Origin of the sequence: Cellulomonas sp. A375-1, from assembly GCF_001040865.1 — a bacterium.
Lineage (GTDB): Bacteria > Actinomycetota > Actinomycetes > Actinomycetales > Cellulomonadaceae > Cellulomonas > Cellulomonas gelida.
In genome coordinates this window covers 37,845-52,922 of the sequence record NZ_LFKW01000046.1, presented here as the reverse complement: position 1 = coordinate 52,922, position 15,078 = coordinate 37,845, and the positions used below count along the sequence as shown (strand labels likewise).

Below are 15,078 nucleotides of genomic sequence, written 5' to 3'. Positions count from 1 at the left end.
CGTTTGTGCACGGGGCGTTCCGAGCCTGCCACACGGCCGACGACGAGCGTCAGGGGCGTCCCAGCAGGACCCGTGCCTCGGCGACGAGCAGGATCGACCCGGTCACGAGCACTCCCGCGCCCCGCTCGACCTCGGACTCCGCACGCTCGACCGCGAGCGCGACCGCCGCGTCGAGCCGCTCGACCACGTGCACGCGGTCCTCGCCGAACACCTCGACGGCGATCTGGCCGAGCTCGTCCGCGGGCATGGCGCGCGCGGTGCCCGCCTGCGTCACGACGATCTCGGCCAGCTCGGGCTCGAGCACGGACAGGATGCCCTCGGGGTCCTTGTCGGCCATGACGCCGACGACGCCCACGAGCCGCTCGAACGCGAACGCCTCGTCGAGCGAGGCGACCATGGCGGTCGCCCCCGCGGGGTTGTGCGCGCCGTCGACCAGGACGGTCGGGCTCGAGCGCACGACCTCGAGCCGGCCGGGCGAGCTCGCGTCGTCGAACGCAGCACCGACGACGTCGCCGTCGAGCGCCGCACCACCCGTGAGCAGCACCTCCACCGCGACGAGCGCGAGCAGCGCGTTCTGCGCCTGGAAGGCGCCGTGCAGCGGCATGAAGATGTCCGCGTACACGCCGCCCAGCCCCCGCAGGGTGAGGACCTGACCACCGACCGCGACCTGCCGGTCGACGACCGAGATGTCGACGCCCTCGCGCACGACCCGAGCACCGCGCTCCGCGGCGACCTGCAGGATCACGGCCTCGACGTCCTCGGACTGCTCCGCCAGGACCAGCGTCGCGCCGTCCTTGACGATGCCCGCCTTGACCGCGGCGATGTCGAGGACCGAGTCACCGAGCCACTGCTCGTGGTCCATGCCCACGGGCGTGATCACGGCGACGTCGCCGTCGGCGACGTTGGTGGCGTCCCACGAACCGCCCATGCCGACCTCGACCACGGCCACGTCGACGGGTGCGTCCGCGAAGGCGGCGAACGCCATCACGACGAAGACCTCGAAGAACGACAGCTGCGGCTCGCCCCGCTCGGCGGAGCGCGCGTCGACCATCTCGACGTAGGGCAGCACGTCGCGGTACGTGGCGACGAAGGTCGCGTCGTCGATGGGCTCGCCGTCGATGGCGATGCGCTCGTTGACGCGGGTCAGGTGCGGGCTCGTGAAGCGGCCCGTGCGCAGGCCGTGCTCGCGCAGCAGGCGCTCGACCATGCGGCTCGTCGACGTCTTGCCGTTGGTCCCGGTCAGGTGCACCACGCGGTACGCGCGCTGCGGGTCGCCGAGCAGCTCGCACACCTCGCGCACGCGGCGGTTCGACGGGTCGATCTCGTGCTCGGGCGTCCGGCGCAGGATCTCGCGGTACACCTCGTCGGCCTCGGCGCGGGCGGCCGCGTCACGCGTCGCCGCGCGGCGGTCGGCCTCGCGACGCTCGCGGTCGCGGGGGGTCACCGGACGACCTCGACGACGAGGACAGCGGGGTTGGTCATGAGCGCCATTGTGCCGTGCCACGCAGGCGCGCCCGACCTCGGACGCGCCTGACCTCGGACGCGCCTGACCTCGGACGGTGTCCCGCCAGGCGCCGGGCCGCTACGTTCTGCGCATGCCGCCTCGCCCCCGCCCGCGCCGCACGGCCCGCCTCGCGTCCGTCGCGGCCCTCGCGCTCGGGCTCGCCGCGCTCGCCGCCGCTCCGTCCGGCGCTGCCTCTCCGTCTGGCGCTGCCTCTCCGTCTGGCGCTGCCTCGTCGGGCGCCGTCGCCGCCGGTGCGCCCGTCACCGCCGCCACGGTGAAGATCGTCGGGAACGGCACGGCGCGCTCGTGCACCCCGACCGCGCTGGCCAAGGCCGTGCGCTCGGGCGGCACGATCCGGTTCCGGTGCGGGCCGACGAAGGTCGCGATCTCGCTCGACCGCACGCTCTACACGTGCAACACCACCACCTGCCGGCACCCGTGGGAGGACCCGAGCGCGCGCGTCGTCGCCGCGGTCGTGATCGACGGGGGCGACAAGGTGATCCTGTCCGGCGCGGGCAAGCGCGGGATCTTCTACGCCAACACGTGCGAGGAGTCGTTGGGCTGGCTCGACGCCCACTGCGACACCCAGACCACGCCGCACGTGACGTTCAAGAACATCGTGCTGAAGAACGGCAACGCGACCCGGGGGCCCACGCGCTTCGACTCGGTGGGCGGCGGGGGCGGCGGCGGCGCGATCGCGATGCGCGGCGGTCGGCTCACGGTCCAGGACGCGCAGCTGCGCGACAACCGCTGCATGACCAGGCACTCCGACGCGGGCGGCGGCGCCATCCGCGTCGTGGGCCAGCGGGCGACCGCGCGGATCGTCCGCTCGACGTTCGAACGCAACCGGTGCGCCAACGGCGGAGCGATCTCGTCGCTGCAGGCGCCGCTGCTCGTGCGCGGGTCGACTCTCGTCGAGAACACCGCCACCGGGTCGGGTGCGAGCTCCGGGCAGGGCGGCAACGGCGGCGCGATCTACTTCGACGGGACCGCGCAGGACGTCACGGTCGAGAGCTCGACGCTCCAGCGCAACGCCGCCCCCGAGGGCGGACCGGGCGTGTTCTACGTGAGCAACGACCGCACCGGAACCCTGACGATCACGGGGTCCACAGTCACCAGGAACACCGGCGCGAGCTTCTGGACGGGGTCCACGCGCAGCATCTTCTTCCTCGGCAAGGCGTTCGTCCGGTCCGGCTCGACGATCACCTGACGCGCCGCGGGCGGCCCCGACCGTGAGGCCCGGACCGCCCGCGGCGTCGTTCCCGTAGCGTCAGACGCCGGCCTTGCGGACGGTGGCCTCGAGGGCGGGACCCGCCACGACCGTGAGCTCGACCGCGAGCGTCTCGTCGGCGACGAACGTGCGGTGCTTCTCCACGTCGGCCACGTGCTCGTCGGGCGCGGTCACCTCCAGCACGATCCGGTCGCTGACGTGCAGGCCCGCGGCCTTGCGCGCGTCCTGCACGACGCGCACCACGTCGCGCGCGTAGCCCTCGGCGCGCAGCTCGTCGTCCAGGCCGATGTCCAGGACGACGAAACCGCGCTCGGGCAGCACCGCGGCCGCGACCTCGTCGCCCGCCTCGTCGCGCACCGCCGCGACGAGCGTGTACTCCTCGCCCGTGAGCAGGACGTCGCCGTCGGGGGTGCGCACCAGCACGCCCTCGTCGGTCTGCTCCCACTCGCCGGACTTCGCGGCGCGGATGACGCCCTGCACGGCCTTGCCGAGGCGCGGTCCCGCGGCGCGCGCGTTGACGTCGAGCCGCGTCCAGACCCCGAACTCGGACGCGGCCGCGTCGTCGACGGACAGGATCTGGACCTTCTTGACGTTGACCTCGGCCGCGATGAGCTCGGCGAACGGCTGCGCGAGCTGCGGGTACGGGATCGCGACGCGCAGCTCACGCAGCGGCTGGCGCACGCGCAGCGCGTTGGCCTTGCGCAGACCGAGCGTCGCCGAGACGATCTCGCGCACGCGGTCGATCGCGGCGACGAGCTCGGCGTCGGTGAGCTCCGCACCGGTCGCCGCGGCACCCTCGACCATCGAGGCAGCCCCGAGCCCGGGCAGGGTCACGACCTCGGCGGGCGTCGGCCAGTCGGTCAGGTGCACGCTGCGCCCACCCGTGAGGCCGCGCCAGATCTCCTCGGTGACCAGGGGCGCGAGCGGCGCCATGAGTCGCGTGAGCGTCTCGAGCGCGGTGAACAGCGTGTCGAACGCCGACTGGTCCTCGTCCCAGAACCGCTGACGCTGCGTGCGCACGTACCAGTTCGTCACGACGTCCAGGTGCTGGCGCACGGACTCGCACGCCCCGGGCACGTCGTACGCGTCGAGCTGCTCGGTGAGGCGCACGACGAGCTCGCGCGTGCGCGCGAGCAGGTCGCGGTCCGCGGTCTGCAGCGCAGCCGCGGTCGTCTCGTCCACACGGCTCGCCGTCAGGCCGGCCCCGCCGCGCGCGGCACCCGCGTACAGCGTGAAGAAGTAGTACGTGCTCCACAGCGGCAGCAGCACCTGACGCACGCCGTCGCGGATGCCCTCCTCGGCGACGATGAGGTTCCCGCCGCGCAGGATCGTGCTCGACATGAGCGACCAGCGCACGGCATCGGAGCCGTACACGTCCCACATCTCGACGGGGTCGGGGAAGTTGCGCAGCGACTTCGACGCCTTGCGGCCGTCGTCGCCCAGCACGATCCCGTGGCACATGACGTTGCGGAACGACGGCCGGTCGAAGATCGCCGTGGCAAGCACGTGCAACGTGTAGAACCAGCCGCGGGTCTGCCCGATGTACTCCACGATGAAGTCGCCCGGGTAGTGGTGCTCGAACCAGTCCGCGTTCTCGAACGGGTAGTGCACCTGCGCGAACGGCATCGAGCCCGAGTCGAACCACACGTCCAGCACGTCGGGGATGCGACGCATGGTCGACGCGCCCGTCGGGTCGTCGGGGTTCGGCCGGGTCAGCTCGTCGATGAACGGGCGGTGCAGGTCGGGCTCACCCGCCTCGTTCGTCGGGACCCGCCCGAAGTCGCGCTCGAGCTCGGCGAGCGAGCCGTACGCGTCCACGCGCGGGTACGTCGGGTCGTCCGAGACCCACACGGGGATCGGCGTGCCCCAGTAGCGGTTGCGGCTGATCGACCAGTCGCGCGCGCCGGACAGCCACTTGCCGAACTGGCCGTCCTTGATGTGCTCGGGGATCCAGGTGATCTCCTGGTTGAGCTCGACCATCCGGTCCCGGAAGTCCGTGACGCGCACGAACCACGACGAGACCGCCTTGTAGATCAGCGGGTTCCGGCAGCGCCAGCAGTGCGGGTAGGAGTGCTCGTACGTCTCGTGCCGCACGACGACCGAGCGGCGGGACTCCTCGACGCGCGCGAGCGGGCCCGTGCCCGCCTTGAGGTCGGCGATGATCGGCTTGTTGCCGTCGAACACCTGCACCCCGGCGTAGTCGCTCACCACCGGAGTGAAGCGGCCCTTGTCGTCGACGGGCACGACCGCGGCGATGCCCGCCGCGTCGCACGCCGCCATGTCGTCCTCACCGAACGCGGGCGCGAGGTGCACGATGCCCGAGCCGTCCTCGGTCGTGACGAAGTCCGCGACCAGCACCTGGTGGGCGTTCTCGTGGCCGGCGAAGTAGTCGAACGGCGGCGTGTAGCGCCGGCCGGCGAGCTCCGCGCCGCGCACCGTCGCCACGACCGTCGCCTCGCCCAGCTCGCGCGCGTACGCGCCCAGACGCGGCGCGGCGAGCAGCACGCGCTCACCCGGGTGTGCCTGCGCGAACGGCGAGTCCGGCGCGGGCTCGACCGTGACGTACTCGATGTCCGGGCCGACCGCGACCGCGAGGTTGGACGGCAGCGTCCACGGCGTCGTCGTCCAGATGAGCGCCAGCTCACCGGTCTCGAGCCGCAGGCCCACGGTCAGGGCCGGGTCCTGGCGGCTCGCGTAGACGTCGTCGTCCATGCGCAGCTCGTGGTTCGACAAGGGCGTCTCGTCGACCCAGCAGTACGGCAGGACGCGGTAGCCCTCGTACGCCAGGCCCTTGTCGTAGAGCTGCTTGAAGCCCCAGATCACGGACTCCATGAACGTCACGTCGAGCGTCTTGTAGTCGTGGTCGAAGTCCACCCAGCGGGCCTGGCGCGTGACGTACTCGCGCCACTCGTGGGTGTACTTCAGCACCGAGTCGCGGCACGCCGCGTTGAACGCCGCGATGCCCATCTCGTCGATCTGGGCCTTGTCCGTGATGCCCAGCAGGCGCTGCGCCTCGAGCTCGGCGGGCAGGCCGTGCGTGTCCCAGCCGAACCGCCGCTCGACGCGGTGGCCCTTCATGGTCTGGTAGCGCGGCACGACGTCCTTGGCGTACCCCGTCAGCAGGTGGCCGTAGTGCGGCAGACCGTTGGCGAACGGCGGGCCGTCGTAGAACACGTACTCGTTGTCGCCGTCGGCGCCCGCGTCGCGCTGGTCGATCGACGCCTGGAACGTGCCGTCGGCCTCCCAGTGGGCCAGGACCTCGCGCTCGAGCGCGGGCAGGTCCGGCGACGGGGGCACGGGCGTGCCGGGACGGTGCAGCGGGTAGTGACGATCGGTCACCGCGGTGTCTCCTGTGGTCGGCACGTGCTGGTTGGCGCAGGTGCGTGCGTCGCGTCGGCTGCGAGGACGATCGCCCGGACCGGCCGGGCCACCGCGGTACCACCTCACTTGCCGGCTCGTCGTCCTCGCCGGGGATCCGGCGGCGACGGCGCGTCGACCACTCGTGACGGCTGTGACGGGCCTACCCGTCCGGTTCTAGTGAGGCCGCCGCGCGAGCGTGGCGACCCGTTCTTCCGGAGGCTCCCCGGTGATGGCCGGATCGGTGCCTGTCCGCCCAGGGTAGCCCAGGGGCGCCCGCGCTCGTACGGCATAGTCCTGCGCGTGACCACCCACGCGGCCCCCGGACCGGCAGCCCCCCTCGTGCTCCTCGACCTCGACGGGACGCTCAGCGAGTCCGCACCGGGCATCACCGCGAGCGTCGAGGCGGCGTACCGTGCGCTGCGCCTCCCCGTGCCCGCGCCGGCCGAGCTGCTCTCGTTCGTCGGCCCGCCGCTGCGGGACGGCTTCCGCGCGCACGGCGTGCCCGACGACCTCGTCGGCGCCGCGGTCACCGCGTACCGCAGCCACTACGACGCCGGCGCCCTGCGTGACACGCGGGCCTACCCCCGCGTGCTGGACGCCCTGCGTACCCTGCGCGCCGCCGGGTGCACGCTGCTCGTCGCGACGTCCAAGCAGCAGGTACGCGCCGAACCCGTGTGCGCCTACCTGGGCATCGACGCGCTCGTGGACGGCGTGTTCGGGGCCCCGCCCGACGAGGTGCCGAGCAGCAAGGCGCTCGTGATCGCCTCCGCGCTGGCGAGCGTGCCCGGCCACGGACCCGCGATCATGGTCGGCGACCGCAGCCACGACGTCGTCGGCGCGCACCTGCAGGGTCTTGCGTGCCTCGGCGTCACGTGGGGCTACGCCGAGCCGGGCGAGCTCGCGGACGCGGACGCGCTGGTCGACGACCCCGCGGACCTGGCCCGCGCCGCGCTCGACCTGCTCGCGCGCGTGGCCTGCTGAGCACGACACCGCCCGAGCGCGGTGCGTCACTCGAGCGCGGCGGCGACCAGCCCGCCGGGGCCCAGGTGAGCCGTGAGATCGCCGAGCGCCGCGACCCGCAGTGCGGAGGGCCGCGCCGGGTCCAGCGCGGTGCCGGCCGCCGCAGCGACGTCGTGCAGAGCGCGCACGCACCGGGCGTAGGCGAGCCGGTCGTCGTCGATGTCGACGCGTCCGTACCCCGTGAAGAACGCCGCCGCCTGCTCGACCGTGACCGGCTCGTGCGGCAGCACGCCGCCCAGGACGAAGATCAGGTCGTGCTCCGGGGGTGCCACGCACGCGTGCTCCCAGTCGAGCAGCGCGACGTCGCGCCGACCGGTCGCGACCACGTGCCCCACGTGGGCGTCGGCGTGGGTCACGACGAGCGGGAGGTCGCGGCCGTGCTCGCGCAGCCGGAGGCCCACGCGCGCCGCGCGAGCACGCACCGCCGCGAGCCACGGCCCCGCCGCGACCCACGCGTCGGCGGTCGCGGCCGCGACCGCGTCGGGTCCGCCGTCGAGCGTGCGGCTCACCTCGACGTCGACCAGCAGCGTCCGTGCGACGGGTGCCGTCGGGTCGAACGACTCGCGCGCCAGCCCCGGCACGCTCGTCGGGTCGAGCGCGTGCAGCCGCGCGACGAGGCGACCGAACGCGGTCCACTGCACGGGCGTGAGCGGGACGTCGCGGCCCGTGGGTCCGTCCAGCCAGGGTTCGACCGACAGGTGCCCGCCGTCGTGGTCCGTGGCGGTCGCGCCGCCGCGCGTGAGCAGCGGTGGGGCGAGCGTGGCCGGGGCCGCGGGCACGTCCTGCGGGCGCTGCGGGATCGAGCGCGCGAACGCGAGAGCGACCTGGGCCGCGGGCGTCGTCGCCGACGTCCACCGCACCGCGTAGCGGCACGTGCCCGCGGTCGCGCGCCACAGCCGGGTGGTGGCGTGCGAGGTCACGGGCTCGAGGCTCTCGACGTCGAGGCCGAAGTCGTCGCGCACGCGGTCGCGGACGGCGGTGGTCGTCACGTCCCGCACGCTAGGCAGCGGGTGTTGCGACGACGTTGCCACCACGTGCCCATCGCGACACATCAGCCTCACGGCCGGCCCGCTCGACGAGCGGATCGGCCGCCGTCCTGCGGACAGGGTCACAGCCGGACAGGGTCACAGCCGGACAGGGTGACCTGCGGACAGGTGGCAGGATCTGCGGGTGACTGCTGCCGTGCTGCTGGACCTCGACGGGACGCTCATCGACTCCGGGGACGGGGTGGTCGACTCCCTGTGCGCGGGGTTCCGCGGCGCCGGACTGGTCCCGCCCGACGACGCGGTGCTGCGCTCCTTCATCGGCCCGCCGATCCACGACTCCGCGCGGCGCGTGGGCGTCCCGCCCGAGCTGCACGACGAGGTCGTCGCCGGCTACCAGCGCGCGTTCGCCGAGCGCGGGAACCTCATGGCCCACGTGTTCGACGGCGTGCCGCAGGCGCTGGCCGGGCTGCGTGCCGCCGGGGCGCGGCTCGTCGTCGCGACCGCCAAGCCGCACACGTTCGCGGTCCCGGTCCTGGAGCACCTGGGCCTGGCTCCGCTGCTGGACGGCGTGTTCGGCGCACCCGACGACGAGAGCGAGACCAAGGGCCAGATCATCGCGCGGGCCGTGGCGTCGCTCGGGCCGGACGTGCGTGCCGTGATGGTGGGCGACCGCGAGCACGACGTCGAGGGCGCCCGGGAGAACGGCCTGCCCTGCGTCGGCGTGCTGTGGGGCTTCGGCGACCGCGCCGAGCTCGAGGGCGCGGGCGCGCGGGCGGTCGTGGACTCCCCCGCCGCTCTCGTCGTCGCGGTGGGCGAGCTCGTGGGGCTCAGGCCGACGGCGTGACGGGGTCGAGCGCCGACCAGGGGAACGTGATCCACCGGTCGGTGCGCCGCCACACGTAGTCGGGGTCGATCACCGAGCGCGGCTTGGCGTACAGCACGGCCGTGCGTGCCTCGTCGCAGTGCTCGGCGATCAGCCGCTGCACGAGCGCGAGCGTCTCGCCGGTGTCCGCGACGTCGTCGACCACGAGCGCGCGCGTCCCGCGCAGCGCGGACGTGTCGAGCAGCGGAGGCAGCACCGCCGGTTCGGGCAGGCGCGAGTCGACGCCCGTGTAGAACTCGACGTTGAGGGTGCCGACGGCCTTGGTGCCCAGCGCGTACGCGATCGCGCCGCCGGGTGGCAGACCACCGCGCGCGACGGCCACCACGACGTCGGGCGCGAAGCCCGAGTCGACGACCGCCTGCGCGATCTCGCGCGACGCGCGTCCGAACGTCTCCCAGTCCAGGACCTCGCGGTCGCTCGGGAGCTGCTGCCCCTCGCCCGCCTCCGTCGTCGCCATCCGCGCATCATCCCCCGGCGTGCGGCTCGGGCACACCTCGCTGCCTCGCCTTGCCGTTGACGCGACGTCAACTTCTACCGTGGGTCACGACCGCACGACATCGAGACGACGTCCGCACGACGACCGGACGGCGTCCGTACGAAGGAGGAGCGATGGAGGCGTCCATCCAGGAGGTCGCGCGCCTCGCGGGCACCACGAGCCGCACGCTGCGTCACTACGACGCGGTCGGGCTGCTGCCGCCGAGCCGTGTCACCGCAGGGGGCTACCGCTGGTACGACGACGCCGCGCTCGTCCGGCTGCAACGCATCCTGCTCCTGCGGGAGCTGGGCCTGGGGCTCGCCGAGATCGGCCGGGTCCTGGACCGCGAGCAGGACGAGGTCGTCGCGCTGCGGCGCCACCTCGCCTGGCTGCGCGACGAGCAGCGCCGGCTGGAGCGACTCGTCGCCTCGGTCGAGCGGACGATCACCGCACGAGAAGAAGGAGGGCCTGTGATGGCCGAGGAGATGTTCGACGGGTTCGACCACACGCAGTACAAGGACGAGGTCGAGCAGCGCTGGGGTGCCGACGCGTACGCGACCTCGGACGCGTGGTGGCGAGGGATGCCCGACGACGAGAAGACGGGCTGGCAGGCGCGCACCGCCCAGCTCGCCGCGGACTGGGCCGCGGCCGCCGCGGCGGGCACCGACCCGGCGTCCGACGAGGCGCACGCGCTCGCCGCTCGCCACGTCGCGTGGCTCACGTCCGTGCCCGGCACGCCCGGTCACGGCACGGGCGCCCCGGTCGACTACGTGCTGGGTCTGGCCGAGCTCTACGTGGCCGACGAGCGCTTCGGCGCGAGCTACGGCGGGCCGCAGGGCGCCGCTTTCGTCCGCGCAGCGCTGCAGGCCTGGGCCGCGTCGCGCTGACCGCCCGCCGCGCGTCTCGGGTGCTACGGCGTGCGCAGGGTGGCCTGCCAGTCGTCGTACAGCTCGGCGAACCGGCCTCCCCCCGTCGCGAGGTCCGCCGGGGCGCCGTCCTCGACGACGCGCCCGCCGTCGACGACGAGCACCCGGTCCGAGCCCATGACGGTCGACAACCGGTGCGCGATGACCACGGCCGTGCGGCCCGCGAGCAGCGTGCGCAGGCCGCGCTGCACGAGCGCCTCCCCCGGGACGTCGAGCGAGCTCGTCGCCTCGTCGAGGATCAGGACCGCCGGGTCGGCGAGGAACGCGCGGGCGAACGACACGAGCTGACGCTGACCGGCCGAGAGTCGCCCGCCGCGCTTGTCGACCTCGGTGTCGTAGCCGTCCGGCATCGCCGAGACGAGTGCGTGCACGCCCACGGCGCGCGCCGCGGCCTCGATCTCGTCACGCGTCGCCGACGGGCGACCCAGCGCGATGTTCGCGGCGATCGACCCGGAGAACAGGTACGACTCCTGCGTCACCATGACGACCGCCCGGCGCAGGTCGACCGGGTCCACGTCCCGCACGTCGAGGCCGTCGAGCAGCACCGCGCCCGAGCGCACGTCGTAGAACCGCGCGAGGAGCTTGGCGACCGTCGACTTGCCCGCGCCGGTCTCGCCGACCAGCGCGAGCGACTGCCCCGCAGGTACGTGCAGGTCCAGGTCCCGCAGCACGCTCGGCCCGTCGCCGTACCCGAACTCGACGCGCGCGAACCGCACGTCGCCACGCACGTCGCGCAGCGCGACCGGCGTCGGCGGGTCCGGGACGGTCGGTTCCTCGGCGAGCAGCGCGGACAGCTTCTCGAGCGCCGCCGTCGCGGACTGGAACGAGTTGTAGAACATGCCGATCTGGGCGAGCGGCTGGAAGAACCGCCGCGCGTACAGCACCGCGGCCACGAGGACACCGACGTCCAGGCCACCGTCCAGGACGCGCAGCCCGCCGACGAGCAGCACCGCCGCGACCGTGACGTTCCCGATCAGCGTGAGCCCGGTGTCGAAGACGCCGTTGACGCGGATCGCCTCGGCCGTCGTGCGCCGGTACGTCTCGGACTCCTCCCCGTACACCGCATCGGCCCGGCCCTCGCGGCGGAACGCCTGCACCGCGCGGATGCCCGTCATCGTCTCGACGAACCGCACGATCACGCGCGCGGCAGCGGTGCGGTTGAGCCGGTACTGGCGCTGCGAGCGCAGCTGGAACCACCGGGTGAGCACCACGCCGGGGACCACCGCGACGAGCAGGACGAGCCCGCTGCGCCAGTCCAGGAGGGCCAGCGACGTCGCGGTGAACACCATCGCGAGGCCGCTCGAGGCGAGGGTCGTGACCCCGCCGTCGAGCAGCTCGCGCAGCGCGTCCGTGTCCGACGTCTGGCGCGAGATGATCCGCCCCGAGGTGTAGCGCTCGTGGAACTCCAGGCTCAGGCGCTGGGTGTGCCGGAACAGCCGTCCGCGCAGGTCGAGCAGCACCGCCTGGCTCACGCGCGCCGAGGCACGCACCACCGCGGCGGACAGCAGCCCCCCTCCCACCGCCAGGACCAGGTACGTCCCGGCCGCCAGGACGAGCGGCCGCGCGTCCCCCTCGTCCGCGAGCGCCGGCAGCGCCGAGTCGATGCCGAACGCGACGAGTGCCGGACCCGCGACGGCCGCGAGCTGGGCGAGCACGACGATCGCGACGGTCCACCACGCCGGTCGTGCGACCGGCCGCAGCAGCGAGCCGAGCAGCCTCAGCGACCGACGCCGGACCGCCCGGGGATCCTCGAGGACCTCGTCCGCCGCCGCGCTCACCGGGCCACCTCCGCGCTCTCGTCGGCGACCTCGTCGACCACGCGCTCCTCGTCCTCGCGGCCCGCGAGCGCCTGCTCGCGCCGTTCGCGGTCGACCGCGGCGAGCTCGTCGTCCTGCGCCTCGAGCGCCGTGAGCACGTACCGGTAGTGCGCGTGCGTGGCGAGCAGGTCGGTGTGGGTGCCGACGGCCGTGATCCGCCCGTCCTCGAGCACCGCGACGCGGTCGGCCAGCGCGACGGTCGAGGGCCGGTGCGCGACCACGAGCGTCGTGGTGCCCGTGAGCTCCTCACGCAGCCGTGCGGTGACGGCGGCCTCGGTCGTGACGTCGAGCGCCGAGAGCGGGTCGTCGAGCAGCAGCACGCGCGGGCGCACGGCGATCGCCCGAGCCAGCGCGACGCGTTGGCGCTGGCCGCCGGACAGGCTCAGCCCCTCCTCGCCGATCACGGTGTCGAGGCCGTCGGGCAGCTCGCGCGCGAACCCGGCGCGCGCGACGTCGAGCGAGCGGTCCAGCAGCGCCTGCGCCTCGGCGGCCGGCAGGTCGTCCGGGACACCCATAAGGACGTTCTCGCGCACCGACGCGGAGAACAGGATCGGCTCCTCGAACGCCACCGAGACCGCCGCGCGCAGCTCGGCACGCGTCAGGTCCCGCACGTCCACGCCGTCGAGCCGCACCGCGCCGGCGGTGACGTCGTACAGGCGCGGCACGAGCTGCAGCAGGGTCGTCTTGCCGCTGCCCGTGAGGCCGACGAGCGCGGTCGTCGTCCCGGGCTCGAGCACCAGGTCGACGCCGGTGAGGATCTCGGGGGGCCGCACCGCACGCCCTCGGGCGGGGTGGGCGAACCGCACGTCGAGCAGCTCGACGCGCGACCCGTGCTCGGGGCGCGGCGGCAGTGCCCGTGGGACCTCCGGGTCCCGCACGGTCGGCACCGTGTCGATCACCTGCACGAACCGCTCGGTCGCGGCCCTGGCGTCGAGCGTCATCGCGAGGAGCTGGCCGAGCCGCTCGACCGGCGCGTTGACGATCGCCGCGGTCGCGAAGAACGCGACGAGCGCACCGACCGACAGCCGCCCGGCCGCCGCGAGCGGGACGCCGATCGCGAGGGACAGCGCGAGGATCGCCTCCGGGATCGCCCCGAGCGCGAAGGTCACGCGTGACTGCGTGCGGGCCTTGGCGACCTCGGTCGTGCGCAGCGCGTCCGCCTGCCGCACGAAGTCCTCGAGCGCGTCCTCGCCGCGACCGAAGGCCTTGAGCACCCGGATGCCGTGCACGGACTCCTCGACCACCGTGGCGAGGTCCCCCGCCTGGTCGCGAGCGCGGCGCGCGACCGCCTTGTAGTCCTGCCGGAACCGGAACCCGAGCCAGATCATCGGGACCGCACCCAGCACGTACACCACGCCGAGCAGCGGCGCGGTCGCGATCATCAGGCCGACCCCTACGACGACGGTCGTCGCGCTCACGCACAGCATCACGACGCCGAACACCATCCAGCGCCGGATGACCGACAGGTCACCCATCGAGCGCGACAGCAGCTGCCCGCCCGACCACCGGTCGTGGAACTCGACGGGCAGGTCGAGCAGCCGCCCGAACAGGTCGCGGCGCATCGCCAGCTCGACGCCCGTGCCCGGCGTGAGGATCAGCGCGCGACGGCACCACACCAGGAACGCCTCGATCACGCCGAGCAGCAGGACGAGCCCCGCGGCCTCGACGACCGCCACCCGCGAGCCGTCGGTGAGCAGCGGCCCGTTGACCACCGCGCGCAGCACCTGCGGCACCGCGAGCGCGAGCAGGCTCGCGCCGAGGGCGGTGAGCCCGCCGAGCACGATGCGCGGCAGCGCGGGCCGTCCCCACTGCAGCAGCCGGAGCAGCACGCTCGTCGTGGACGCCGAGCGCTCCGGGGCGGCCGGAGCGCCGGGGGTCATGGGGAGTGGGTCCGCAGCTGGTTGCGCACGAGGACTCGTGCGAGGTTCTGACGGCACCGGGTCACCCTACGACCGGCCCCGGACACGCACCTCCCCGGTCAGGACGGCCGCTGGACCTGACCAGGGGTGTCCACCCGCCCGTGGCTCGTCGCCGTGCGGTCAGACGCCGGTGCGCGCGATCGTCGTGTTGTTCGCCTGCGCACGCGGCCGCACGACGAGCAGGTCCACGTTGACGTGCGCCGGGCGGCTCAGCGTCCACGCGATCGCGTCGGCGACGTCCTCGGCGACGAGCGGCTGGTAGCCCTCGTAGACCTTCGCGGCGCGCTCGGCGTCGCCCGCGAACCGCACGAGCGAGAACTCCTCGGTCGCCACCGCGCCGGGCGCGATCTCGATGACCCGGATCGGCTCGCCGACGACCTCCCAGCGCAGCGTCGTCGCGAGCTGGCGCTCGGCGTGCTTGGCGCCCGTGTAGCCCGCGCCGCCGGGGTAGGCGCCGTGCGCGGCGGTGGACGTCACGACGAGCACGTCGCCCTCGCCGCGCTCACGCAGCAGCGGCAGCAGACCCTTCGTGACCCGCAGCGTGCCGAGCACGTTGACCTCGAACATCGCGCGCCACTGCTCGAGGTCCGCGTCCTCGACCTTGTCCTGCCCGAGCGCGCCGCCCGCGTTGTTCACCACGGCGTCCAGCCCGCCCGTGGCCCGCACGTGCGCGACGAGCGCCGCCACGTCCTCGTCGGACGTGATGTCGACGACGAACGGCTCGGCACCCGTCTCGGCAGCGAGCTCCTCGAGCCGGTCGCCGCGCCGGGCCGCCGCGACGACGTCCCACCCGTCGGCGCGCAACCGCCGGACGGTCGCTGCGCCGATGCCGGACGACGCGCCCGTGACGACGGTGCGGCGGCGAGTGCTGGTCATGACGTGGCTCCTGAGGTCTCGACGCGGATGCGAGGCGGCGCGCGACCCACGGCTCGCGCCCGCCCGGGGGCCACGCTACGA

At 74.0% G+C, this 15,078-nt stretch carries 11 protein-coding genes; 4 read left to right on the top strand and 7 right to left on the bottom strand.

All coding sequences use genetic code 11. The features are described 5' to 3' along the window. Window positions 1–49 precede the first annotated feature (49 nt). Window positions 50–1,444: a folylpolyglutamate synthase/dihydrofolate synthase family protein gene (locus CWIS_RS05650; RefSeq protein WP_048342274.1), complete on the bottom strand. Its 1,395-nt coding sequence runs from the start codon at window positions 1,442–1,444 to the stop codon at window positions 50–52. A 151-nt stretch (window positions 1,445–1,595) separates the two neighbouring features. Between CWIS_RS05650 and CWIS_RS05645 the strand changes: the two genes are divergently transcribed. After that, entirely contained in the window at window positions 1,596–2,714 is a 1,119-nt protein-coding gene (locus CWIS_RS05645) for a right-handed parallel beta-helix repeat-containing protein (RefSeq protein ID WP_048342273.1), read from the top strand. Between the two features lie 60 nt (window positions 2,715–2,774). Here CWIS_RS05645 and ileS read toward each other — a convergent pair whose 3' ends face one another. Beyond that, window positions 2,775–6,074: an isoleucine--tRNA ligase gene (ileS, locus tag CWIS_RS05640; protein WP_048342272.1), complete on the bottom strand. Its 3,300-nt coding sequence runs from the start codon at window positions 6,072–6,074 to the stop codon at window positions 2,775–2,777. Between the two features lie 321 nt (window positions 6,075–6,395). Between ileS and CWIS_RS05635 the strand changes: the two genes are divergently transcribed. After that, complete coding sequence (locus tag CWIS_RS05635; protein ID WP_048342271.1) at window positions 6,396–7,076, top strand: HAD hydrolase-like protein; 681 nt, start codon at window positions 6,396–6,398, stop codon at window positions 7,074–7,076. A gap of 26 nt (window positions 7,077–7,102) precedes the next feature. Here the strand turns inward: CWIS_RS05635 and CWIS_RS05630 are convergent, their stop codons facing one another. Then, window positions 7,103–8,104 carry a phosphotransferase gene (locus CWIS_RS05630; protein WP_048342270.1) on the bottom strand — a complete coding sequence of 334 codons (1,002 nt, stop codon included), beginning with the start codon at window positions 8,102–8,104 and terminating at the stop codon, window positions 7,103–7,105. Window positions 8,105–8,285: 181 nt separating this feature from the next. Between CWIS_RS05630 and CWIS_RS05625 the strand changes: the two genes are divergently transcribed. Then, the gene (locus CWIS_RS05625) at window positions 8,286–8,945 is read left to right on the top strand and encodes an HAD hydrolase-like protein (RefSeq protein WP_048342269.1); all 660 of its coding nucleotides are present in this window, start codon (window positions 8,286–8,288) and stop codon (window positions 8,943–8,945) included. On the opposite strand, the gene CWIS_RS05620 is transcribed toward CWIS_RS05625, so the two are convergent. Further along, window positions 8,929–9,441: a phosphoribosyltransferase gene (locus CWIS_RS05620; protein ID WP_048342268.1), complete on the bottom strand. Its 513-nt coding sequence runs from the start codon at window positions 9,439–9,441 to the stop codon at window positions 8,929–8,931. The two genes, CWIS_RS05625 and CWIS_RS05620, sit on opposite strands and share 17 nt — an antisense overlap. A gap of 152 nt (window positions 9,442–9,593) precedes the next feature. Between CWIS_RS05620 and CWIS_RS05615 the strand changes: the two genes are divergently transcribed. Then, a complete protein-coding gene (locus CWIS_RS05615) occupies window positions 9,594–10,346 on the top strand; it encodes a MerR family transcriptional regulator (RefSeq protein ID WP_048342267.1) in 753 nt (250 codons plus the stop codon). Between the two features lie 23 nt (window positions 10,347–10,369). On the opposite strand, the gene CWIS_RS05610 is transcribed toward CWIS_RS05615, so the two are convergent. The 3 genes from CWIS_RS05610 to CWIS_RS05600 form a co-directional block, all read right to left on the bottom strand. Next, complete coding sequence (locus tag CWIS_RS05610; protein WP_048342266.1) at window positions 10,370–12,163, bottom strand: ABC transporter ATP-binding protein; 1,794 nt, start codon at window positions 12,161–12,163, stop codon at window positions 10,370–10,372. After that, window positions 12,160–14,082 carry an ABC transporter ATP-binding protein gene (locus CWIS_RS05605; protein ID WP_048342265.1) on the bottom strand — a complete coding sequence of 641 codons (1,923 nt, stop codon included), beginning with the start codon at window positions 14,080–14,082 and terminating at the stop codon, window positions 12,160–12,162. The genes CWIS_RS05610 and CWIS_RS05605 overlap by 4 nt, the downstream gene beginning before the upstream one ends. 159 nt (window positions 14,083–14,241) lie before the next feature. Then, window positions 14,242–14,997, bottom strand: coding sequence for an SDR family oxidoreductase (locus CWIS_RS05600; RefSeq protein ID WP_048342264.1), 756 nt, complete (start codon window positions 14,995–14,997; stop codon window positions 14,242–14,244). Window positions 14,998–15,078 lie beyond the last annotated feature (81 nt).